This is a genomic window from Ideonella benzenivorans (assembly GCF_020387415.1).
In the GTDB taxonomy this organism is placed as follows: domain Bacteria; phylum Pseudomonadota; class Gammaproteobacteria; order Burkholderiales; family Burkholderiaceae_C; genus Ideonella; species Ideonella benzenivorans.
Genome location: NZ_JAGWCB010000012.1, coordinates 198,716 through 220,488, shown reverse-complemented (window position 1 = coordinate 220,488; position 21,773 = coordinate 198,716). Strand labels below are relative to the sequence as shown.

Here is a 21,773-nt window from a genome sequence, read left to right as displayed (position 1 = left end):
CGGCTTACCAGAGCTGCCACCAGGCCTTGTCCCGGGCCTGCGGCCCTTGGCGGAGCAGCGGGCTCTCCGGGAAGTTCAGCTTCAGCACGCGGTCGGTGTCGTCGCGCAGCTTGTCCAGCCCCAGCCGGTCATAGGCCTGGGCCAGGATGTACAGCGCCTCTTCGGTGGCGGGAGTCTGCGGATAGGTGGTGAGGGCCTGCTGGGCCCGGTTGGCCGCCGCCACCAGGGCGCCGCGGCGCAGGTAGTAGCGGGCCACCTGCACCTCGTACTCGGCCAGCATGTTCACCATGTAGTCCATGCGCAAGCGGGCATCGGCGGCGTAGCGCGAGTCCGGGAACTGGTCAACCAGCTGCTTGAAGGACTGGTAGGCCTCGCGCGAGGCCTGCTGGTCCCGCTCCGACATGGTCTGGCGCGTCAGTGAGGCCAGCATGCCCGAGTCGTCGATGAAGTTCACCATGCCGCGCAGGTACAGCGCGTAATCCAGCCCCGGGCTGGACGGGTTGAGCTTGATGAAGCGGTCCAGCGTGCTCAGGGCCTGGGCCTTCTCACCGGACTTCCAGTAGGCATAGGCCAGGTCCAGCTGGGACTGCTGCGCGATCAGGCCACCGCCCGCGCGTCCTTCGACCTTTTCCAGGTACTTGATGGCATTGGGCCAGTTGCTGGAAGCCATCTCCGACTTGCCCGTTGCATACAATTCTTCGGCAGTGCCCTTGATCTCGGGATCTTTCAGGGCGCTGCAGGCAGCCAGGGTCACCAGCAGTGCCGTCAATGCGGCGCGGGAGAAAGCTCGGGGCAGGGTTTGGGTCATGGGTCGGGCGGTCACCAGGGTGACCGCGACACGCTGGAAGCGGACGAAAGGTCGGACGATTATATGAGTGGCAGTGAGCGGGCCGACCCCGTGCCGAACACAGACGACGTCGAGCTGGACAGCGAGTTCGAGCGCCGCGGGCAGGTGGTGGACGCTGCCGCCCATGGCCAGCGCCTGGATCGCGTGCTGGCCGTCCTGGTGCCGGAGTTCTCCCGCAGCCACCTGCAGGGTCTGGTTGAGGCCGGGGAAGTCACCCTGGATGGCCAGCCCGCCACCGTCTCTTCGCGCAAGCTGCGGGCGGGCCAGCGGCTGGAGGTGCGGCTGGTGCCGCCGGCCGAAAGCCTGGCCTACCGCCCGGAGGCCTTGCCGATCGAGGTGGTCTACGAGGATGTGCATGTGCTGGTGGTCAACAAGCCGGCCGGGCTGGTGGTGCATCCCGCGGCCGGCAACTGGTCGGGCACGCTGCTCAACGGCCTGCTGGCACGCGACCCCCGGGCCGCGCAGCTGCCGCGGGCGGGCATCGTGCATCGGCTCGACAAGGACACCTCGGGCCTGATGGTGGTCGGCCGCACGCTGGAAGCGGTGACGGCGCTGGTGCGTGACATGGCGCAGCGCGACATCCATCGCCGCTACATGGCCCTGGCCCATGGGGATGTGGGGCGCCGGCCGTTCACGGTGGAGGCGCCGATCGGCCGCGATCCCGCGCTGCGCACCCGCATGGCGGTGGTGGCGTCGGGCAAGCCGGCCCGCACGGACGTCGAGCCGGTCGGGTTCGATGGGCAGATCAGTGCCATCCGCTGCAAGTTGCACACCGGCCGGACGCACCAGATCCGCGTCCACCTGTCCCAGCAGGGGCATCCGTTGGTGGCCGATGCGCTGTATGGGGGGTGTCCTGCCCTGGGGCTGCAGCGTCAGGCCTTGCACGCGGCCGAGCTGGCCTTTGCCCACCCCATCAGCCGTGAGCCGCTGCACTTCGAGGCGCCCCTGCCCGCCGACCTGTCGATCGCCTGGGCGGCTGTGGTGAAAAACGCACAGACCTGACCTGCTGGTGGCGGAGGCCACAGCTGTAATACAATGGCGGTCCAAGCATTGGGTCGTCTTGGCTTTGAGGGCGCTGGCGTGGTTCGCCAGACCCGGCCACGGTCCCATGACGGCCGGAGCGGGGCGGTGCCTTGATCCCCTGGTGGCCCCGCCGGTTGCAGTGGGCTCCGGCCCTGTAGACCTGAATCCTTGCCCGTCCCCAGGTACCCCGAATGTGGGTGCGGACGTCCGAGCACATGCATCCGCGCCTGATGCGCGGTTCCACGAACACGCCGCCCGGTATGAGCGGCATCGCGATGCGTTGTCGATGAACACTCAGGATGCCAAGCGCGTTCTCGAAACGGCACTGATTTGTGCCAGCCAGCCCCTGTCGGTGCGGGACATGCGGGTGCTGTTCGACGACCAGCTGGGTGCGGACTCGCTGCGCATGCTGCTCGATGAGCTGATGGGCGACTGGTCCGGGCGCGGCGTGGAGTTGGTGCGCGTGGCCACCGGCTGGCGCTTCCAGAGCCGGCCGGAGCTGCGTGAGTACCTGGACCGGCTGAATCCGGAGAAGCCGCCGCGCTATTCCCGGGCGGTGCTGGAGACGCTGGCCATCATTGCCTACCGGCAGCCTGTCACCCGGGGCGACATCGAGGACATCCGGGGCGTGGTCGTTTCCAGCCAGATCATGAAACAGCTGGAAGACCGCAACTGGATCGAAGCCATCGGGCACCGGGATGCGCCGGGCCGGCCGGCACTCTACGCCACGACGCGCCAGTTTCTGGATGACCTGGGCCTGTCCAGCCTGGATCAGTTGCCGCTGCTGGAAGGCCCTGGTGGGCTGGAGGCACTGGTGGGGCTGGGTGGCCAGCCTGACCTGTTGGGCGAGCAGGGCGAACTGCCCCTTGAGGTGCCCGAATCCGCCGGCGGTGAGGCTGTGGCCGCGCCGCCCCACTTGGCATTGCCGCCGGCTGACCTGCCGGCCACCGAATCACCCGCTGGGGGCGCCGTCGCCTCCGGTGCGAATCACGAATCAACCCCCCCCGAAGCATGAACGACGCCGATCAAGACAATCCGCAATCGCCGCAGGCCGATGTGCCTGCTGCCGATGCCCCCAAGAAGCGCACCCGCACCCGCAAGGTCGTGGCGGCGGCCGAGCCGTCCGAGCAGACCGACATGGCGCCTGTGGTGACGCCACCGTCGGAAGCCGTGGCCGACGAGGTGGCGGCCAAGCCGGCCCGCAAACGGGCTCCGCGCAAGAAGGTCGTGGCCGCCGAGGGTGTCGAGCCGGTGGCGGAGACGGCCGTGTCCGCGCCGGTCGAGTCCCTGCCCGAGCAGGCACCGGCTGCCGAGGCTGAACCCGAACGTCCGCCGGTGATTGCCGCGGTCGTACCGTCCGAATCCGTCGTGGCGCAAGCCGCGGAAGGGGCGCAAGGCGAGTCCACGCCGGACGAGGCCGGGGGCGAAGCGGAGGCGGGAGGCCGTTCCCGCAACCGCCGCCGTGGCCGTCGAGGTGCGCGCCGGGAGGAGGACGGCGAAGGCGTGGGTGCTGCGCCGGTGGCTGATGCGGCGCCGGCGCCGGTCGAAGCCGGGGAGCTGTTCGCCGCCGTCGTGGCCGGCGAGTTCGACGGTGCCGCGGAGCCGGCCGCTGAGGCAGAGGCCGTGTCGGCCGAGCCGCAGGCTGAGAAGCGTGTGCTGCTGCCCGATGCCGATGCGCCCAAGCTGCACAAGGTGCTGGCTCAGTCCGGCATCGGTTCGCGGCGCGACATGGAGCAGATGATCCAGGAGGGGCGTGTCACGGTGAACGACGAGGTCGCGCACACGGGCATGCGGGTGTCGTTTGGCGACCGGGTCGCGATCGATGGCAAGCCGGTGCGGGTGCGCATCGCGCCGCCGCCGGCGCGTGTGATCGCCTATCACAAGCTCGCGGGCGAAGTGGTCAGCCACGACGATCCGCAGCAGCGTCCCACGGTGTTCCGCAAGCTGCCGCGTCTGGGGCAGGGCAAGTGGCAGTCGGTGGGCCGACTGGACATCAACACCGAAGGCCTGCTGCTGTTCACCACCTCGGGGGATCTGGCCAACAAGCTGATGCACCCTCGTTTCGGCGTGGAGCGCGAGTACGCGGTGCGCGTGCTGGGCTCGCTGGAAAAGGAGGCACGCGAGCGTCTGCTGGCCGGGGTCGAGATCGACGGCCAGGCGGCTGCCTTCAAGAGCATCGAGGATGGCGGTGGTGAAGGCGTGAACCGCTGGTACCGGGTTGTCATCACCGAAGGCCGCAACCGCGAGGTGCGCAAGCTGTTCGATGCGGTCGGCCTGACCGTGAGCCGGCTGATCCGGATCCGCTATGGCTGCGTGGTGCTGCCGCGTGGTCTCAAGCGGGGCGATTGGGTGGACCTGGGCGAGGCGGATGTGAAGGCCTTGCGCCGCCTGACCGACGTTGCAGGCACAGGCCGCAGCGAGGGCGGGCGCAACGAAGGCGGGCGCAACGAGGGTGGCCGGCGCGATGGCCGCAAGGCGCAGGGGGGACAGCCGGCCGGAGGACGTGGCCCGCGGGCCGATGAGCGTGGCGGCAAGGCGCGCGGCAATGAGCAGCGCCGGGATCGCCCCGAGGGCGGACGCCGGAACGAACGGGATCGCGACCGCAACGGCGGCCGCCCTGAACAGGGGGACATGGCGCCGCGTGAGCTGCGTGAGCCGGGGGATCCGAGCCGCATTCCGAACCCGCTGCAACAGACCTACGACCGCCGGGCCATCCAGCGCGAACGCAGTGCGTCCGTGCGCGACGATGATTTCGAGGACGGCCCGATCCCGAACCCGCTGCAGCAGACCTACGACCGTCGTTTCGTGCAGGACAACCGCGGCGGAGGCCGTGGCGGCAAGGGCAAGGGGGGCGGTGCCGGCGCCGGTGGCAACCAGCGTCAGCCCGATCCGATGCAGACCTCGGTGGGGTACATCGGGGCGGATGCCTTCACCCGCAAGCTCCAGGGCAAGGGGGGCGGCGGTGGCCGCCGCCGCCGTTGATTCGCAGGAATGTCAGCCGGCAAGGCTAAAATTCCACGCTTTGTCCGAACCCTCATCGAACTTTCAAGGAAAACCACAATGGCCATCGAACGCACTCTCTCCATCATCAAGCCCGACGCCGTGGCCAAGAACGTCATCGGCCAGATCTACAGCCGCTTCGAAGGCGCTGGTCTGAAGGTGATCGCTGCCCGCATGATGCAGCTGTCGCAGGCCGATGCCGAGGCCTTCTACGCCGTGCACAAGGCGCGCCCCTTCTTCAAGGACCTGGTGAGCTTCATGATCTCCGGCCCGGTGATGGTGCAAGTGCTGGAAGGCGAAGGCGCCATTCTGAAGAACCGCGACCTGATGGGCGCCACCGACCCGAAGAAGGCCGACAAGGGCACCATCCGCGCCGACTTCGCCGACTCGATCGATGCCAACGCCGTGCACGGCTCTGACGCCGCCGAGACCGCCGCAGTCGAAATCGCCTTCTTCTTCCCGGCGATGAACATCCACTCGCGCTGATCGGCGCGAGGGCTCACGCACGCCACAGGAGGCTGTCCATGGACGATGTCGTCAATCTGCTCGACTATGACCTGGATGGCCTGAGTGCGTACTGCGAAGGGCTGGGCGAAAAGCGTTTTCGCGCCACCCAGCTCTTCCGCTGGATTCACCAGAAGGGCGCGAAGGATTTCGCGTCCATGACGGACCTGGCCAAGTCCCTGCGCGAGAAGCTCGCCGGACGGGCCGAGATCCGTGCATTGCCGCTGCTGACCGAGCAGATCTCGGCCGACGGCACGACCAAGTGGCTGTTCGACGTCGGGGCCGGCAACGCCGTGGAATCGGTGTTCATCCCCGAAGATGACCGGGGCACGCTGTGCGTGTCCTCCCAGGCGGGATGTGCCGTGGGCTGCCGCTTCTGTTCCACCGGCCACCAGGGCTTCAGTCGCAACCTGACGACGGGGGAGATCCTGGCACAGCTGTGGTTTGCCGAACACCGCTTGCGCGAACGGCTGCAGCTGCCGGCCGGCGAGCGGGCCATCACCAACGTGGTGATGATGGGCATGGGCGAGCCGCTGCAGAACTACAGCGCCTTGTTCCCCGCGTTGCGGGTGATGCTGGACGACCACGGCTACGGCCTGTCGCGCCGCCGCGTCACGGTCTCCACCTCCGGCGTGGTGCCGATGATGGACCGCCTGCGCGAGGACTGCCCGGTGGCCCTGGCCGTGTCGCTGCACGCGCCCACCGATGCGCTGCGCGATGAACTGGTGCCGCTCAACCGCAAGTACCCGCTGGCGGAGCTGATGGCCGCCTGCAAGCGCTACCTGCAGGCGGCGCCTCGGGACTTCATCACTTTTGAATACTGCATGCTGGAAGGTGTCAATGACACCGAAGAGCATGCGCGCGCCTTGCTGGCGCTGGTGCATGGGCGCGGGGAACACCACGTGCCCTGCAAGCTCAATCTGATTCCCTTCAATCCCTTTCCGGCGTCGGGACTGCACCGTTCCCCCCGTGAACGCGTGCAGCGTTTTGCCAAGATCCTGCAGGACGCGGGCCTGATCACCACCATCCGCAAGACGCGGGGCGATGACATCGACGCAGCTTGTGGTCAACTCGCGGGGGAGGTCCAGGACCGGACCCGTGTGGGCGAGCGCATGAAGCGCCTGCCTGTTCCGATCGTGCCGTTGGGAGTCAAGTAGCCGATGAACTGGATGGGTTGCTGCCGCAAGGCTGGGCTGGGTGCCTTGGCCGTGGCCATGTTGTGGTTGACGGGATGCGCGGCGCAGGCGCCCCGCAAGGATCTGGTGACGGATTCAGACCTGACCAAGACCGATCGGTCGGCCGATCTGCACATGGAACTGGCCGCGGCCTATTTCAGCCGGGGCAACAACGAGGCCGCCCTGGACGACGTCAAGAAGGCGCTGGCCGCGAAGCCGGATTCGAGCGCCGCCTACAACCTGCGCGGTCTGATCTACGCCAGCATGGAGCAGCCAGAACTGGCCGAGGACAGCTTCCGCCAAGGGTTGCAGATCAACCCGCGGGACTACAGCGCCGTCCACAACTACGCCTGGTTCCTGTGCCAGCGCCGCCGTTACGACGAAGCGGACACCCAGTTCGCACGACTGGCGGCGGAGCCGGACTACCGGGATCAGCAGCGCAGCCTGCTGGCCCGCGGCGTGTGCCAGGCCCGCAACACCCATTGGGCCGAGGCGGAGAAGTCGCTGCAGCGGGCCTACGAGCTGGATCCGAGCAACCCGGCTGTGGCGGTGAATCTGTCCGAGGTGCTCTACCGTGAGCAACAGTATGAGCGTGCCCGTTTCTACATCCGCCGCGTCAACGCGTCTGATGAACTGGTGACGGCGCAGACCCTGTGGCTGGCCTTGCGCATCGAGCAGAAGATGGGCCAGACCGAGCAGGTGCGTGTGCTGGGCTCGCAGTTGCATGCCCGCTTCCCTGAAGCGCCGGAAACCCTGTTGTACGAAAAGGGTCGATTCGATGACTGATAGCAACGAAGGGCCGGTGTCGGGCGCTTCGGCCTCCCCGTCCGCGGGGCAACTGTTGCGCGCGGCCCGTGAGGCGCAGGGCATGCATGTGGCGGCCCTGGCGGCCGTGTTGAAGGTTCCTGCAGCCAAGCTGGAGGCGTTGGAAGCGGACCGCTACGATGAGCTGCAGGGCGCGACCTTTCTGCGGGCCCTGGCCAAAGCGGCTTGTCGGGCGCTGAAGATCGACCCCGCGCCGGTTCTGGCCCGTCTGCCGCGTGCCGAGGTGGATCCGTTGGGCACGATCGGACAGGGTATCAACGCGCGTTTCCGGGCCGATCAGCCGCAGCGTGAATTGGTGGACAACGGGGGCTCGAAGCGTGGACTGCTGATCGCCGTCGTGGTCCTGGTGCTGGCGGCCGCCGCCCTGTGGCTGCTGCCGTCTGGGGTGTTTCAGTGGGGTTCGCTGACGACCACGGTCGAGACGGCCTTGCCGGCTTCGTCGGTGGCCTCGGCCGTCGAATCCGTGGCCAGCGCGGCGTCCTCCGTGGTGGGGCAGTCGGCTGCGGCGATGGAGACCGTGGCGTCTTCGGCGGCAACCGCTTCGGCGCCGGCACTCAGCGCCTCGGAAGCCCATGAGGCGGCCGTGGCGGGGGCGCCGCTGGGGGCCTCTGGCGTGGTGGCGCCTGCCGCGTCGGCGCCGCCCGTTGCCCCGACGGGGCATGGCATGGTGCAGCTGCGGGCCGCGGCGCCCAGCTGGGTCGAACTGATCGACGCGACCGGCCAGTCCCTGGTGGGGCGCATCCTGCACCAGGGGGAAATGATCAACATCGAAGGCGTGCTGCCCATGCGGCTGAAGGTCGGCAACGTGGCCGGCACCGAAGTGGTGTTTCAGGGCCGACCGGTGGACCTGAAGCCGCTGGCGCGCGACAACGTCGCACGCCTCGAACTCAAGTGATGACGAGATGACCGAACAAGACAGTCCCCTGAACCTGGACGGCGCCGACGAGCGCCCGATCGAGGTGGCCGCACCGGCGGCGCGTCGTTCACGGCAGGCCCGGGTGGTTTGGGGGGACCGCGTGGTGACCGTCGGGGGGGATGCACCCGTGCGGGTGCAGTCGATGACCAACACCGACACGGTGGATGTGATCGGCACGGCCGTGCAGGTCAAGGAGCTGGCGCGGGCAGGTTCCGAGCTGGTGCGCCTGACGGTCAACACGCCCGAGGCCGCTGCCGCGGTACCGGAGATCCGCGCGCAACTGGACCGCATGGGCGTGGATGTGCCGCTGGTGGGGGACTTCCATTACAACGGCCATCGCCTGCTGACCGATTACCCGGCTTGTGCCGAAGCCTTGTCCAAGTACCGCATCAACCCCGGCAACGTGGGCAAGGGGGACAAGGGCGACCGGCAGTTCGCCCAGATGGTCGAGGTGGCCTGTCGCCACAACAAGCCGGTGCGCATCGGTGTCAACTGGGGCAGCCTGGATCAGGAGGTGCTGGCCGCTCTGATGGACACCAACAGCCGCCGGGCAAAGCCCTGGGAGGCTCGGCAGGTCATGTACGAGGCCCTGGTGCAGTCGGCCCTGCAGTCCGCTGCGCAGGCGCAGGACGTGGGCCTGGACCCGAACCAGATCATCATCAGCTGCAAGGTCAGCGGCGTGCAGGACCTGATCGCGGTCTACCGTGCGCTGGCGAAGCGCTGCGACTATCCGCTGCACCTGGGCCTGACCGAGGCCGGCATGGGCACCAAGGGCACGGTGGCCTCGGCCGCGGCGCTGTCGGTGCTGCTGCAGGAAGGCATTGGTGACACGATCCGCGTGTCGCTGACGCCGCAACCCGGCGAGGCACGTACCCAGGAAGTCGTAGTGGCGATGGAGATCCTGCAGGCCCTGGGCCTGCGCAGTTTCAACCCCAGCGTGACCGCCTGTCCCGGCTGCGGCCGCACCACCAGCACCGTGTTCCAGGAGCTGGCCAAGCAGATCGACGATTTCCTGCGGGCCCAGATGCCGGTCTGGCGTGCCAGGTACCCCGGGGTCGAGCAGATGAAGGTGGCCGTGATGGGCTGCATCGTCAACGGCCCCGGCGAGAGCAAGCACGCCGACATCGGCATCAGCCTGCCGGGCACCGGCGAGGCACCCTCCGCCCCGGTCTTCATTGATGGCGAGAAGGCCATGACGCTGCGCGGGGAAGGCATCGCCACCGAGTTCCAGGCGGTGGTCGAGCAATACATCGAACGTCGCTTCGGCAGCGTCACCGACGCCCATTGACGTCGTCACCGCGCTGCCAGCCTGCGTCCGCTCCCGTGCAGGGGCGGGCGTGATCCCCATTTGTTGTCTGGTTGCGGTCTCTGGGCCGCAGCCGCTCTCTTGCGAATCTTCATGAGCGAATCACTCAAGGCCGTCAAAGGCATGAACGACATCCTGCCGCCGGAATCGGCGCGCTGGGAATGGTTCGAGGCGACTGTGCGTCGTGTGATGCAGGGCTACGCTTATCAGAACATCCGCACGCCGCTGGTGGAGCCGACGCCGCTGTTCGTGCGCGGGCTGGGCGAGGTCACCGACATCGTCGAGAAGGAGATGTACTCCTTCGAGGACAAGCTCAATGGCGACCAGCTGACGCTGCGGCCCGAAGGCACGGCCGGCGTGGTGCGCGCGGTCAACGAGCATTCCTTTCTGTACGACGGCGCCAAGCGTCTCTTCTACATCGGGGCGATGTTCCGCCACGAACGGCCGCAGAAGGGCCGCTACCGCCAGTTCCACCAAGTGGGTGTGGAGGCGCTGGGCTTCCCCGGGCCGGACATCGATGCCGAGGTCATTCTGATGGCCCGCACGCTGTGGCGTGAGCTGGGGCTGACCGATGTGCGCCTGGAGATCAACAGCCTGGGGCAGCCGGCCGAACGGCAGGCCCACCGGGCCGCGCTGATCGCCTACTTCGAGGCCCATGCGGACCAGTTGGACGAGGACGCCAAGCGCCGCCTCTACAGCAATCCGCTGCGCATCCTGGACACCAAGAACCCGGCGATGCAGGCTTTGGTGGAGGGCGCGCCCAAGCTGCTCGCGCATCTGGGTGAGGCCTCGTTGGCCCACCTTGAGGGCGTGAAGGCCGCCCTGGACGCCGTGGGCCAGCCCTACACGATCAATCCGCGCTTGGTGCGCGGCATGGACTACTACAACCTGACCGTGTTCGAGTGGGTGACCGACCGGCTGGGCGCACAGGGAACGGTCTGCGCCGGGGGGCGTTACGACGGGCTGATCGAACAGATCGGTGGCAAGTCGGCGCCGGCCGTGGGCTGGGGCATGGGCATCGAGCGGGTGCTGGCGTTGCTGGAGGATGGCGGTGTGGCCGTGCCGCCGGTGGTGCCGGATGTCTATGCCGTGGTGCCGGATGCGGTCGCGGCGCCGCAGGTCATTGCCGCGCTGGAAGCCTTGCGGGCGCTGGGCGTGAGGGTGCAGATGCATGCTGGTGGCAAGGAAGGCCAGGGCAGCTTCAAGTCGCAGTTCAAGAAGGCCGATGCCAGCGGCGCCCGTCATGCCCTGGTGTTCGGGGCCGACGAACTGGCGCAGGGCATGGTGGCCGTCAAGCCGCTGCGCGATGCCGGTGCAGAACAGGTGTTGCGTCCGCTTGCGGACCTGTCTGCCTGGGGGCCTGACCTGCGTCAGGCTGGCGCCGAAGCATAATCAGCGCGCTCCGCCTTCCGGCGGGGCGCAACTTCACCTCTTGCCCGCGTTCTGCGGGCCTCTGTTTTCATGGCAACGAATCTCGATCTTCAGGAACAGGAACAGATTGACGCGGTCAAGGCGTTCTGGGGCCAATACGGCAATCTGATCACCTGGACCGTGACGCTGGTGCTGGTGGCCTTTGCCGGCTGGAGCGGCTGGAACTGGTGGCAGCGGGATCAGGCGGGCAAGGCCGCGGTGATGTTCGATGAACTGGATCAGGCTGTTCAGGCCGGCGACGCGGACAAGGCCGGTCGGGTGTTCAAGGACCTGAAGGACCGCTTCGGCCGCACCACCTATGCGCAGCAGGCCGGTCTGCTGGCGGCCAAGGTGGAGGCGGACAAGGGACAGGCGGAGGCAGCCATCGCGGCCCTGACCTGGGTGGCCGACGAGGCCGGCGACGAGGACTACCGCGCGCTGGCCCACCTGCGGTTGGCTGGCCTGCTGCTGGACAAGAAGGATGCCGACGGCGCGCTCAAGCAGCTCGATGCCGTCAAGCCCGGGGCTTTCGACGGGCTGGTGGCCGATCGCCGGGGTGATGTGCTCGCCGCGCAGGGCAAGAAGGACGAAGCCGTGGCGGCCTGGAAGAAATCCTGGGATGCGCTGAGCGACAAGCTGGACTATCGCCGTGTGGTCGAAGCCAAGTTGACTGCCGCTGGTGTCCAGCCGGCCGCCTCGGGAGCTGCACAATGAACGCCGCTTGCTGGATTCGGAGCGGCTTCTGGCTGGGGGCCGCGTTGGCTCTGCTGGCCGGGTGCGCTTCCAAGGACACGCTGCCGCCGGCGCCGCTGCAGGTCATCAAGCCCCAGATTGCTGGCCGGCAGGTCTGGCAGGCCCGGCTGTCGGACAAGGTCGGGTTTCCGCTGGCGTTGGTGGCGACCAAGGACCGCTTCTTTGCGGCCGATGGCGGTGGCACGGTGCTGGCGCTGGATGCGGCCAACGGTCACGAGGTCTGGCACACTCGCGTCGGCGATGACCTGAGCGCCGGTGTGGGCAGTGATGGCCGTTGGACCTCGGTCGTGACCCGGCGCAACGAGTTGGTGACGCTGGAACAGGGCACCGAACGCTGGCGTGCCAAGCTGGGCGTGCGGGTCGTCACGGCGCCCCTGGTGGCGGGGGAGCGGGTGTTCGTGGTGGGGGTGGACCGTTCGGTGCAAGCCTTCGACGCTCAGGACGGACGCTTGCTGTGGGTGATGCGGCGCCCCGGCGATGCGCTGACGCTGGCCCAGGCTTCCGTGCTGACCGCCTACAAGGACACCTTGCTGGTGGGGCAGGGCAACCGCTTGATGGGGCTGGATCCGCTCAAGGGGGCGGTGCGCTGGGAGGCCACGGTGGCCTTGCCGCGCGGCACCAATGAGATCGAGCGACTGTCCGACCTGATCGGACCCTCGGCCCGGGTGGGCAGCGTGTTCTGCGTGCGGGCTTACCAGACGGCGGTCGGCTGCGTGGACGCGGCCTCGGCCACCACCACCTGGAACACCAGCACGACCGGGACCGCCGGCGTCGCGGCCGACGAGGACAAGGTCTATGCCACCGATGCGGCCGACCGCGTGACCGCCCGGCGTCGCGCCGACGGTGTCAGCCTGTGGTCCAACGAGCGCTTGCTCAACCGTCGTCTGACGGCGCCGCTGGTGGTGGGCACCGCGGTCGTCTTCGGTGACCTGGAAGGCCAGATCCATTTTCTGTCCCGCAGCAACGGTGACATCCTGCTGCGCCTGCCCACCGATGGCTCGGCCATCGTGGGGACGCCGGTGCTGTCCGGGACCACCGTGCTGGTGGCCACCCACGACGGCGGGCTGTTTGCCTTCCGTCCCGAGTAACCCTTTCGTTTTTTCAGGCCTGTTTTGAAACCCGTCATTGCCCTGGTCGGACGCCCCAACGTGGGCAAGTCGACACTGTTCAACCGGATGACCCGGAGCCGCGACGCGATCGTCGCCGACTTCGCCGGTCTGACCCGCGACCGCCACTACGGCGACGGTCGCCTGGGCACACGCGAGTTCATCGTCATCGACACCGGTGGTTTCGAACCTGACAGCTCGACGGGCATCGTCAAGGAGATGGCCCGCCAGACGCGGCAAGCCGTGGCCGAAGCCGATGTCGTGATCCTCGTGACCGATGTCCGCACCGGCCTGTCCGGTCAGGATCAGGACATCGCCCGTTATCTGCGGCAGTGCAACAAGCGCGTGCTGCTGGCCGTGAACAAGGCCGAAGGGATGACGGATTCCCCCCATCTGGCCGAGTTCCATGAGCTGGGCATGGGCGAGCCGCACCCGGTCTCGGCTGCGCACGGCCAGGGGATCCGCAGCCTGTTGGAAGCGGCGCTGGAGGAGTTCCCCGAGGAAGAGGAGACGGCGGACGAAGAGGACGGTGTCGACAAGCCCATCCGCCTGGCCGTGGCCGGTCGACCCAACGTTGGCAAGTCCACGTTGATCAACGCCTGGCTGGGGGAGGACCGGCTGATTGCCTTCGACATGCCAGGCACCACGCGGGACGCCATCAAGGTGCCGCTGGAGCGCCAGGGGCAGAAGTTCGAGCTGATCGACACTGCCGGTTTGCGGCGCAAGGGCAAGGTGTTCGAGGCGATCGAGAAGTTCTCGGTCGTGAAGACCCTGCAGGCGATTGCCGATGCCAACGTGGTGGTGTTGATGATCGATGCCACCCAGGGGGTGAGCGAACAGGACGCCCACATCGCGGGCTACGTTCTGGATTCCGGGCGAGCGGTGGTCATCGCAATCAACAAGTGGGATGCGATCGACAGCTACCAGCGTCAGATGCTGGAGCGCTCGATCGAGCAGCGGCTGGCGTTCCTGCGCTTCGCGCCGATCGTCAACATTTCGGCCTTGAAGCGCCAAGGCCTGGGGCCGCTGTGGAAGGCGATCACCGACGCCCATGCCTCGGCCACCTGCAAGATGCCCACGCCGGTGCTGACCCGTCTGCTGCTTGAGGCGGTGCAGCATCAGCAGCCCAAGCGCAGCGGCACCTTCCGGCCCAAGCTGCGCTATGCCCACCAGGGTGGCATGAACCCGCCGATCATCGTGATCCACGGCAATTCGCTGGAACACGTGACCGATGCATACAAGCGCTACCTGGAAGGGCGTTTCCGTGAACACTTCAAGCTGGTGGGCACCCCGCTGCGCATTGAAATGAAGCTTTCACGGAACCCTTTCACCGATTCCGAACACTGACAGGAATCGCTCCCACAAACCTTTCGACTGTGGGGGCAGGGCAGGCTGTGTTAAGGTGCACAGCATTGTTTTCTCTTCAACACGGAGCATATCGTGAGCAACAAAGGGCAACTTCTACAAGACCCCTTCCTGAACCTGCTGCGCAAGGAGCACGTTCCGGTTTCCATCTATCTGGTCAATGGCATCAAGCTCCAAGGCCACATTGAGTCCTTCGACCAGTACGTCGTCTTGCTCCGCAACACGGTCACTCAAATGGTCTACAAGCACGCCATCTCCACGGTCGTGCCCGGCCGTGCGGTGAACTTCCACGCCGCCGAATCGGGCGAAGCCAACTGAGCCCCGATCTGAGCGTCCCCAGCACCGGGGCATCGCGATCGTGACGAGCGCCACGTTCAGCAGCGAAACCGCGCAGGCCTCCGGTCAGGCGCGGGCTGTCTTGGTGGGCGTCGATCTGGGCCCCGGTTCCTCCTTCGATCCGACACTCGACGAGCTCGGTCTGCTGGCCGAATCGGCGGGCGATCAGGTCGTCGGCAAGGTGCTGGCCAAGCGCAAGTCACCCGATCCGGCGCTTTTTGTCGGGTCGGGCAAGGCGGACGAGATCAAGCTGCTGGTCCAGGCCCATGGCGCCCATGGGGTCATCTTCGACCAGGCGCTCTCACCGGCCCAGCAACGCAACCTGGAGCGCCACCTGGGCGTGCCAGTGTCGGATCGCACGGCGCTGATCCTTGAAATCTTCGCGGCGCGTGCCCAGAGCCACGAAGGCAAGTTGCAGGTCGAGCTGGCGCGGCTGCAGTACATCGCGACGCGGCTGGTGCGGCGCTGGACCCACCTGGAACGTCAACAGGGCGGCATCGGCACACGCGGTGGCCCGGGCGAAGCCCAGATCGAATTGGACCGCCGCATGATCGGCGACCGGATCAAGTCGATCAAGGAGCGCCTGGAGAAGGTCAAGCGCCAGCGTGGCACGCAGCGTCGGGCCCGCGAACGCAGTGGCACCTTCCGGGTTTCTCTGGTGGGCTACACCAATGCCGGCAAGTCCACGCTGTTCAACGCGCTGACCAAGGCCCGCAGCTACGCAGCCAATCAGCTGTTTGCCACGCTGGACACCACCACGCGCTCGCTCTACTTGGGCGAGGCCGGTCGGTCGGTGTCGCTGTCTGACACCGTGGGGTTCATCCGCGATCTGCCTCACAAGCTGGTCGAGGCCTTCCAGGCCACCCTGCAGGAGGCGGCCGATGCCAACCTGCTGCTGCATGTGATCGATGCATCCAGCCCGCTGCTGCATGAGCAGCAGGTGGAGGTCGAGCGCGTGCTGGAGGAGATCGGCGCCGAGGGCATCCCGCAGATCCTGGTCTACAACAAGCTCGACGCGATCGAGCCGGCCCAGCGGCCCCGGGCCCTGCGCGACGAACTGGAACTGGGTGCCGGGCATCGGGTGCCGCGTGTCTTCGTCAGCGCCTTGACGGGTGAGGGGCTGGACCTGCTGCGCCAGATGATTGCCGAGCACGCGGTGCCGCCACCTTCGCCGGCCGACGACGGACAGGTGCAGGTGTTGCCCGATGGCACGCCCACTGCCGGTCCCGGACGAGCCGCTGGCTATCATTGACCCCGAATTCTTCATTGGCAAGACGATGCGCGAGCACACCCTTTCCTCCACCCCCTGGCCGGAACGGCTGACCGCCCTGACGCAGGCTGCCCGTGCCTTGTTGTCAGGCGGGTTGGCGCGGCTGCGTGGCGCCTCTGTGGTGTTGAGCAACGGCCGCAACGACGGCCCGCCGGATCTGGACGAGCTCTGGCGTGACTTCAACCGCAAGCTTTCCAACCTGTTCGGCGGCAAGTCCGGCGGGCCCTCTTCACCGGAAGGCGGCAACAGCCCGAATTTCCAGCCAGACATGAAGAGCGCGGGCAAGGGCGTGGGGCTGATCGCCGGCGTGGTGCTGCTGATCTGGTTGGGCAGTGGTGCCTTCATCGTGCAGGAAGGCCATCAGGCCGTCGTGACGACCTTCGGTCGCTACAGCGCGACCCTCGGGGCCGGCATTCAGTGGCGGCTGCCGTATCCCATCCAGGCGCACGAGATGGTCCCGGTGACGCAGCTGCGGTCCGTCGAGGTGGGGGGCAGCAACGTGGTCTCGGCCACCGGGCTGCGGGATTCCTCCATGCTCACGCAGGATGAGAACATCGTCGACATCCGTTTCACGGTGCAGTACACGCTCAAGGATGCGCGGGCCTTCCTGTTCGAGAACCGCGACACCGATCAGGCCATCGTGCAGGCGGCCGAATCGGCCGTGCGCGAGATCGTCGGCCGCAGCAAGGTGGACGGGGTGCTCTATGAGCGGCGCGACGCGATTGCCGCGGATCTGGTCAAGTCCATCCAGAACCAGATGGACCGGCTCAATGCGGGCGTCAGTATCAAGAATGTGAACCTGCAGAACGTGCAGGTGCCCGAACAGGTGCAGGCCGCGTTTGACGATGCGGTGAAGGCCGGCGCCGACCGCGACCGTTTCAAGAACGAAGGCCAGGCCTACGCCAGCGACGTGATTCCCAAGGCGCAAGGCACTGCCGCCCGCCTGTCGGAGGAAGCGCAGGGTTACAAGGCCCGGGTGGTGGCGCAGGCGGAGGGTGATTCGCAACGCTTCCTGTCGGTGTACCGCGAGTACCAGAAGGCGCCTGGCGTCACCCGCGACCGGCTCTACACCGACACGATGCGCGAGGTCTACTCGAGCGTCACCAAGGTGATGGTGGATGCCAAGGCCTCTTCGCCGCTGCTGTACCTGCCGTTGGACAAGATCGTTCAGCAGTCGGGCAGTGGCGCCGCCACGGCCCCGGCAGGTGCCAGCACCACGCCTGCGGCGCCGGCCGTGACCCTGCCGGACAGCAATGGGCAGGATGCCCGCAGCCGGGATGGCGCACGCAGCCGTGACCGGGAAACCCGTTGAAGCATCCTCCAGGACGAGAACACGATGAATCGCATTGCACTGTTGGTGGGGGGCGTCCTGGTGGCCCTGATGTTGGCTGCCTCGATGATGTTCGTGGTCGATCAGCGCCAGGTGGCGGTGGTCTACGCGCTGGGTGAGATCCGGGAGGTCATCACCGAGCCGGGGCTGAAGTTCAAGCTGCCGCCGCCGTTCCAGAACGTGGTGTTCCTCGACCGTCGCATCCAGACCCTGGACAGCCCGGAGAGCCGTCCGATCTTCACGGCGGAGAAGAAGAGCCTGGTGATCGACTGGCTGGTGAAGTGGCGCATCCGTGAGCCGCGTCAGTTCATTCGCAACAACGGCACGGACATCCGCATCCTGGAAAACCGGCTGAGCCCGGTGGTGCAGGCGGCCTTCAACGAGGAGGTGACCAAGCGCACCGTGGGCGAGGTGCTGGCCACTGCGCGTGAAAAGGTCATGAACGACGTCAAGGCCCGGTTGGTGGAAGAGGCCAACTCCTTCGGCATTGAGATCCTGGATGTGCGCATCAAGCGCGTGGACTTCGTGGCCAACATCACCGATTCGGTCTATCGGCGCATGGAGTCCGAGCGCAAGCAGGTGGCCAACGAGTTGCGCTCGCAAGGCCAGGCCGAAGGCGAGAAGATCCGCGCCGATGCCGACCGGCAGCGCGAGGTGATCATTGCCGAGGCCTACCGGGATGCGCAGAAGATCAAGGGCGAGGGGGATGCCCAGGCCTCCGCGCTGTACGGCGAAGCCTTCGGCAAGGATCCGCAGTTCGCCCAGTTCTACCGCAGTTTGGAGGCCTACCGGGCCAGCTTCCACAGCAAGAGCGACGTGATGGTCCTGGATCCGAGTTCGGACTTCTTCAAGGCCATGCGCGGCAGTGGTGCTGCTGCGGGTGGTGGGGCGCCCAAGCACAAGTGAGTTGAAAGGGCTGAGCGCATGGGTGATCTGTTCTGGACCGCCCTGGGGCTGATGCTGGTGATGGAAGGCTTGCTGCCCTTTCTGAGTCCGCAGCGCTGGCGCGCCGTGTTCGAGCGGGCCACGCAGCTCAGCGATGGTCAGATCCGTTTTCTGGGGCTGCTCAGTCTGGCGCTGGGGCTGACCACCTTGCTGCTCTGGTGGCAGGCAGGCTGAGTTGGCCAGCATGTCAGGCCCTGCCAGGGTCTGTACAATGCTGCTTTTAACCCCGGTGCCATTTCATGTCCTCTGCTTGGCTGCTGCCAGAGCATATTGCTGATGTCCTGCCCGCCGAGGCTCGACGCATTGAGGAGTTGCGCCGCCAATGGCTTGACCTGGCGCGCGGCTACGGTTTCGAACTGGTGATGCCTCCTCTGCTGGAGCATCTGGACTCCCTGCTGTCGGGCACCGGTCGTGAGCTGGATCTGAAGACCTTCAAGCTGGTTGATCAGCTCAGTGGCCGCACGTTGGGTTTGCGCGCCGACACGACGCCACAGGCGGCCCGCATCGACGCCCACTTGTTGAACCGGCAGGGTGTCACCCGCCTGTGTTACTGCGGGCCGGTGCTGCACACCCGCCCGGCCGGTCTCTACGCCACGCGTGAGCCGCTGCAGTTCGGCGCTGAAATCTTCGGCCATGCCGGCCTGGAAGCCGAGCTGGAGGTGCAGGAGCTGGCGCTCGACGGCCTCAAGGCTGCGGGGGTGCCGCATCTGACGATCGACCTGGGCGATGCCCGGATCGTGCGCTCGGTGCTGGCCGGGGCCCTGCTCGACAGCGAAGCGCTGACGGAACTGGTGGCGGCCCTGACCGCCAAGGACGGCAGTGCCGTGCGTGCCCTGGCCGCACGCTGCCCGGCCGAGACCCGAGAAGGCCTGGTGGCCTTGCTGGACCTCTACGGTGGTGACGAGGTGCTGGCGCAGGCCCGTTCGCTGCTGCCGACGCGGGGGCCCATCCAGGCGGCGCTGGACGATCTGGCCTGGCTGGCGCGTCATCTGCGGCGCTCCAACCCCGAGGTCCAGCTGGGCTTCGATCTGTCGGACATGGGCGGCTACGCCTATTACAGCGGTGTGCGCTTCGCCATCTACGGCGCGGGCTCGGCCGATGCGCTGGTGCGCGGTGGACGCTATGACGAGATCGGCGCCGTGTTCGGCCGTAACCGGCCCGCCGTGGGCTTCAGTGTGATCGACCTGAAGAACCTGGCCGCGCTGGTGCCGGCCGGCCGCGTGCGTGCCGCCGTCCGGGCCCCCTGGGCCGAGGACGACGCGTTGCGTGCCGCCATCCGCCAGCTGCGGCAGCAGGGGGAAACCGTGGTCTGCGTGCTGCCCGGGCACGAGCAGGAAACCCAGGAATTCGATTGCGACCGGGTGCTCAGCCTGGTCGATGGCCGTTGGCAGGTGCGTGCGCTGTGAGCGCTCCCTGCTGCACATCCCGTTTTTTTTGAATCGTTAGAACGCCATGCAACAAGGCAACACTTTCGCGCGCGGGCGCAACGTCGTCGTCGTCGGCACCCAGTGGGGTGATGAGGGCAAGGGCAAGGTCGTGGATTGGCTGACGGACCACGCCCAGGGCGTGGTGCGCTTCCAGGGCGGCCACAACGCCGGCCATACGCTGGTCATCAAGGGCGTGAAGACCGCGCTGCAGCTGATCCCCTCGGGCATCATGCGCGAAGGGGTGGCCTGCTACATCGGCAACGGTGTGGTGGTGGATCCGACCCATCTGCTGGGTGAGATCGAGCGCCTGGAAAAGATCGGCCTGGACGTGCGTTCGCGCCTGTACATCAGCGAGTCATGCCCGCTGATCCTGCCGTTCCATGTGGCGGTGGACAAGGCCCGCGAGGCCCTGCGGGAAACCAGCGGTGCCGGCAAGATCGGCACCACCTGCAAGGGCATCGGTCCGTCCTACGAGGACAAGGTGGCGCGCCGTGCGCTGCGCGTGCAGGATCTGAAGCACCCCGAGCGCTTCGCGGCCAAGCTGCGCGAGCTGCTGGAACTGCACAACTATGTTCTCAAGGGCTACCTGAAGGCGGAGGAACTGGCCTTCCAGCCGATCTTCGACCAGGCCATGGCCATGGGCGAGGTGCTGCGCCCGATGCTGGCCGACGTGGGCTATGCGCTGCACAAGGCCCACCTGGCCGGTCAGAACCTGCTGTTCGAGGGTGCACAGGGCACGCTGCTGGACATCGACCACGGCACCTACCCCTACGTCACCTCCAGCAACTGCGTGGCCGGCAATGCCGCGGCCGGTTCGGGCCTGGGCCCGCAGATGCTGCACTACATCCTGGGCATCACCAAGGCCTACACCACCCGCGTGGGTTCGGGGCCGTTCCCGACCGAGCTGGACATCCATGCCGAAGGCACCGTGGGCCATCACCTGTCCACCGTGGGGGCCGAGCGTGGCACGGTGACCGGCCGGGCCCGTCGCTGCGGCTGGCTCGATGCGGCCGCCCTCAAGCGCGCCATCATCATCAACGGCATTTCCGGCCTGTGCATCACCAAGCTGGACGTGCTGGATGGCCTGAAAGAGATCAAGGTCTGCACGGGCTATCGCCTGAACGGACTGGAGATCGACATCCTGCCGCTGGATGCGGACGACATCGCCGCCTGCGAGCCGGTGTACGAGACCTTCCCGGGCTGGGAGGGCAGCACCTTCGGTCTGACGCGCTGGGATGACCTGCCGCTGAATGCGCGCCGCTACCTGGAGCGGGTGCAGGATTTCATCGGCGCACCGGTCGACATGGTCTCCACCGGCCCCGACCGGGACCACACCATCCTGCTGCGCCACCCCTACAAGGCCTGAGCGCCCACCGGCGCCACACCTGCACCCTGATTGATTGGAGAACCCATGCTCACCGACGACGGCAAGCATCTTTACGTGTCCTGGGACGAGTACCACCTGCTGATCGAACGCTTGGCCCTGAAGGTGCACCATTCCGGCTGGCAGTTTGACCAGATCCTGTGTCTGGCCCGAGGCGGCATGCGGCCGGGCGATGTCCTGTCGCGCGTCTTCGACAAGCCGCTGGCGATCATGTCCACCAGTTCGTACCGGGCTGAGTCGGGCACCATCCAGGGGCGCCTGGACATGGCCAAGTACATCACCCTGCCCAAGGGCGAGCTGGCCGGGCGTGTGCTGCTGGTGGATGACCTGGCGGACTCTGGCGAGACCCTGAAGGCCGTGGTGGAGCGCTTGCGCGGCATGCCGCAGATCGCCGAACTGCGCTCGGCCGTGATCTGGACCAAATCGGTGTCGATCTACAAGCCGGACTACTACATCGAAGAGCTGGTCACCAGTCCCTGGATTCACCAGCCCTTCGAAGAGTACGACACCATGCGTCCCGAGGGTCTGGAACGCAAGCACGCGATCTGATGCGTGTCTCGGCCGGCCGCCACAGTCCAGGTTCACTGCGTGGTTGCCGGTCGATCCCTTCAGGTGGTGCTGCCCGTGGCTGCCACGGCACAGAAAGCACCAAACAAAAAGGCCGACACATCGTGCCGGCCTTCGAAAGAAGAACATCCGAGAAATTCTCGTTATTCTTGGTGCCCAGGAGAGGACTCGAACCTCCACGGAGTTACCCGCTAGTACCTGAAACTAGTGCGTCTACCAATTCCGCCACCTGGGCATTTCAGGATTTTGTGGCTTCGCCAGCGACCCTGTTGGGGTAGCGGTGA

General features: G+C 67.0%; 21 protein-coding genes and 1 tRNA gene. 20 read left to right on the top strand and 2 right to left on the bottom strand.

All coding sequences use genetic code 11. The features are described 5' to 3' along the window. Positions 1-4: 4 nt before the first annotated feature. Entirely contained in the window at positions 5-808 is an 804-nt protein-coding gene (locus KGA65_RS13730; RefSeq protein WP_225863692.1) for an outer membrane protein assembly factor BamD, read from the bottom strand. Positions 809-871: 63 nt separating this feature from the next. Between KGA65_RS13730 and KGA65_RS13725 the strand changes: the two genes are divergently transcribed. From KGA65_RS13725 to KGA65_RS13630, 20 genes are all read left to right on the top strand, one after another. After that, complete coding sequence (locus KGA65_RS13725; protein ID WP_255650550.1) at positions 872-1,849, top strand: RluA family pseudouridine synthase; 978 nt, start codon at positions 872-874, stop codon at positions 1,847-1,849. Between the two features lie 307 nt (positions 1,850-2,156). Then, a complete protein-coding gene (scpB, locus tag KGA65_RS13720) occupies positions 2,157-2,885 on the top strand; it encodes an SMC-Scp complex subunit ScpB (RefSeq protein WP_225863690.1) in 729 nt (242 codons plus the stop codon). After that, positions 2,882-4,852 (top strand): pseudouridine synthase, encoded by a 1,971-nt coding sequence (locus KGA65_RS13715; protein ID WP_225863689.1) that lies wholly within the window; start codon positions 2,882-2,884, stop codon positions 4,850-4,852. The genes scpB and KGA65_RS13715 overlap by 4 nt, the downstream gene beginning before the upstream one ends. Positions 4,853-4,930: 78 nt before the next feature. Further along, entirely contained in the window at positions 4,931-5,356 is a 426-nt protein-coding gene (ndk, locus tag KGA65_RS13710) for a nucleoside-diphosphate kinase (protein ID WP_022979854.1), read from the top strand. Between the two features lie 38 nt (positions 5,357-5,394). Beyond that, the gene (rlmN, locus tag KGA65_RS13705) at positions 5,395-6,531 is read left to right on the top strand and encodes a dual-specificity RNA methyltransferase RlmN (protein WP_225863688.1); all 1,137 of its coding nucleotides are present in this window, start codon (positions 5,395-5,397) and stop codon (positions 6,529-6,531) included. Positions 6,532-6,534: 3 nt separating this feature from the next. After that, positions 6,535-7,335: a type IV pilus biogenesis/stability protein PilW gene (pilW, locus tag KGA65_RS13700; RefSeq protein ID WP_225863687.1), complete on the top strand. Its 801-nt coding sequence runs from the start codon at positions 6,535-6,537 to the stop codon at positions 7,333-7,335. Beyond that, positions 7,328-8,269, top strand: coding sequence for a helix-turn-helix domain-containing protein (locus tag KGA65_RS13695; RefSeq protein WP_225863686.1), 942 nt, complete (start codon positions 7,328-7,330; stop codon positions 8,267-8,269). Before pilW ends, KGA65_RS13695 begins: the two co-directional genes overlap by 8 nt. A gap of 7 nt (positions 8,270-8,276) precedes the next feature. Continuing rightward, a complete protein-coding gene (ispG, locus tag KGA65_RS13690; protein WP_225863685.1) occupies positions 8,277-9,578 on the top strand; it encodes a flavodoxin-dependent (E)-4-hydroxy-3-methylbut-2-enyl-diphosphate synthase in 1,302 nt (433 codons plus the stop codon). A 111-nt stretch (positions 9,579-9,689) separates the two neighbouring features. Next, positions 9,690-10,988 carry a histidine--tRNA ligase gene (gene hisS, locus KGA65_RS13685; protein WP_225863684.1) on the top strand — a complete coding sequence of 433 codons (1,299 nt, stop codon included), beginning with the start codon at positions 9,690-9,692 and terminating at the stop codon, positions 10,986-10,988. A 69-nt stretch (positions 10,989-11,057) separates the two neighbouring features. Then, on the top strand, positions 11,058-11,720 hold the full coding sequence (locus KGA65_RS13680; protein ID WP_225863683.1) for a YfgM family protein: 663 nt from the start codon (positions 11,058-11,060) through the stop codon (positions 11,718-11,720). Then, the gene (gene bamB, locus KGA65_RS13675) at positions 11,717-12,847 is read left to right on the top strand and encodes an outer membrane protein assembly factor BamB (RefSeq protein WP_225863682.1); all 1,131 of its coding nucleotides are present in this window, start codon (positions 11,717-11,719) and stop codon (positions 12,845-12,847) included. The genes KGA65_RS13680 and bamB overlap by 4 nt, the downstream gene beginning before the upstream one ends. Before the next feature lie 24 nt (positions 12,848-12,871). Then, positions 12,872-14,212 carry a ribosome biogenesis GTPase Der gene (der, locus tag KGA65_RS13670; RefSeq protein ID WP_225863681.1) on the top strand — a complete coding sequence of 447 codons (1,341 nt, stop codon included), beginning with the start codon at positions 12,872-12,874 and terminating at the stop codon, positions 14,210-14,212. Between the two features lie 93 nt (positions 14,213-14,305). After that, on the top strand, positions 14,306-14,548 hold the full coding sequence (gene hfq / locus KGA65_RS13665) for an RNA chaperone Hfq (protein WP_225863680.1): 243 nt from the start codon (positions 14,306-14,308) through the stop codon (positions 14,546-14,548). Between the two features lie 40 nt (positions 14,549-14,588). Further along, positions 14,589-15,818 (top strand): GTPase HflX, encoded by a 1,230-nt coding sequence (gene hflX, locus KGA65_RS13660; protein ID WP_225863679.1) that lies wholly within the window; start codon positions 14,589-14,591, stop codon positions 15,816-15,818. Beyond that, positions 15,772-17,148: an FtsH protease activity modulator HflK gene (hflK, locus tag KGA65_RS13655; RefSeq protein WP_225863678.1), complete on the top strand. Its 1,377-nt coding sequence runs from the start codon at positions 15,772-15,774 to the stop codon at positions 17,146-17,148. Before hflX ends, hflK begins: the two co-directional genes overlap by 47 nt. A gap of 24 nt (positions 17,149-17,172) precedes the next feature. After that, complete coding sequence (gene hflC, locus KGA65_RS13650) at positions 17,173-18,072, top strand: protease modulator HflC (protein WP_225863677.1); 900 nt, start codon at positions 17,173-17,175, stop codon at positions 18,070-18,072. Positions 18,073-18,090: 18 nt separating this feature from the next. Beyond that, complete coding sequence (locus KGA65_RS13645; RefSeq protein WP_225863676.1) at positions 18,091-18,285, top strand: DUF2065 domain-containing protein; 195 nt, start codon at positions 18,091-18,093, stop codon at positions 18,283-18,285. Positions 18,286-18,350: 65 nt separating this feature from the next. Further along, entirely contained in the window at positions 18,351-19,517 is a 1,167-nt protein-coding gene (locus KGA65_RS13640) for an ATP phosphoribosyltransferase regulatory subunit (RefSeq protein WP_225863675.1), read from the top strand. A gap of 46 nt (positions 19,518-19,563) precedes the next feature. Next, positions 19,564-20,904: an adenylosuccinate synthase gene (locus tag KGA65_RS13635; RefSeq protein ID WP_225863674.1), complete on the top strand. Its 1,341-nt coding sequence runs from the start codon at positions 19,564-19,566 to the stop codon at positions 20,902-20,904. 45 nt (positions 20,905-20,949) lie between these two features. Then, complete coding sequence (locus tag KGA65_RS13630) at positions 20,950-21,471, top strand: phosphoribosyltransferase (RefSeq protein WP_225863673.1); 522 nt, start codon at positions 20,950-20,952, stop codon at positions 21,469-21,471. Between the two features lie 168 nt (positions 21,472-21,639). Here KGA65_RS13630 and KGA65_RS13625 read toward each other — a convergent pair. Then, positions 21,640-21,724: transfer RNA gene (locus KGA65_RS13625), tRNA-Leu, on the bottom strand. Positions 21,725-21,773: the final 49 nt, after the last annotated feature.

Bases quoted from the DNA above. Each gene is read 5' to 3' on its own strand.
- pilW (WP_225863687.1), top strand. From the start codon at position 6,535: ATGAACTGGATGGGTTGCTGCCGCAAGGCTGGGCTGGGTGCCTTGGCC.
- scpB (WP_225863690.1), top strand. From the start codon at position 2,157: ATGAACACTCAGGATGCCAAGCGCGTTCTCGAAACGGCACTGATTTGT.
- KGA65_RS13640 (WP_225863675.1), top strand. From the start codon at position 18,351: ATGTCCTCTGCTTGGCTGCTGCCAGAGCATATTGCTGATGTCCTGCCC.
- KGA65_RS13645 (WP_225863676.1), top strand. From the start codon at position 18,091: ATGGGTGATCTGTTCTGGACCGCCCTGGGGCTGATGCTGGTGATGGAA.
- ispG (WP_225863685.1), top strand. From the start codon at position 8,277: ATGACCGAACAAGACAGTCCCCTGAACCTGGACGGCGCCGACGAGCGC.
- KGA65_RS13715 (WP_225863689.1), top strand. From the start codon at position 2,882: ATGAACGACGCCGATCAAGACAATCCGCAATCGCCGCAGGCCGATGTG.
- KGA65_RS13695 (WP_225863686.1), top strand. From the start codon at position 7,328: ATGACTGATAGCAACGAAGGGCCGGTGTCGGGCGCTTCGGCCTCCCCG.
- hflC (WP_225863677.1), top strand. From the start codon at position 17,173: ATGAATCGCATTGCACTGTTGGTGGGGGGCGTCCTGGTGGCCCTGATG.
- KGA65_RS13725 (WP_255650550.1), top strand. From the start codon at position 872: ATGAGTGGCAGTGAGCGGGCCGACCCCGTGCCGAACACAGACGACGTC.
- bamB (WP_225863682.1), top strand. From the start codon at position 11,717: ATGAACGCCGCTTGCTGGATTCGGAGCGGCTTCTGGCTGGGGGCCGCG.
- KGA65_RS13680 (WP_225863683.1), top strand. From the start codon at position 11,058: ATGGCAACGAATCTCGATCTTCAGGAACAGGAACAGATTGACGCGGTC.
- KGA65_RS13630 (WP_225863673.1), top strand. From the start codon at position 20,950: ATGCTCACCGACGACGGCAAGCATCTTTACGTGTCCTGGGACGAGTAC.
- KGA65_RS13730 (WP_225863692.1), bottom strand. From the start codon at position 808: ATGACCCAAACCCTGCCCCGAGCTTTCTCCCGCGCCGCATTGACGGCA.
- hflK (WP_225863678.1), top strand. From the start codon at position 15,772: ATGGCACGCCCACTGCCGGTCCCGGACGAGCCGCTGGCTATCATTGAC.
- hisS (WP_225863684.1), top strand. From the start codon at position 9,690: ATGAGCGAATCACTCAAGGCCGTCAAAGGCATGAACGACATCCTGCCG.
- rlmN (WP_225863688.1), top strand. From the start codon at position 5,395: ATGGACGATGTCGTCAATCTGCTCGACTATGACCTGGATGGCCTGAGT.
- KGA65_RS13635 (WP_225863674.1), top strand. From the start codon at position 19,564: ATGCAACAAGGCAACACTTTCGCGCGCGGGCGCAACGTCGTCGTCGTC.
- ndk (WP_022979854.1), top strand. From the start codon at position 4,931: ATGGCCATCGAACGCACTCTCTCCATCATCAAGCCCGACGCCGTGGCC.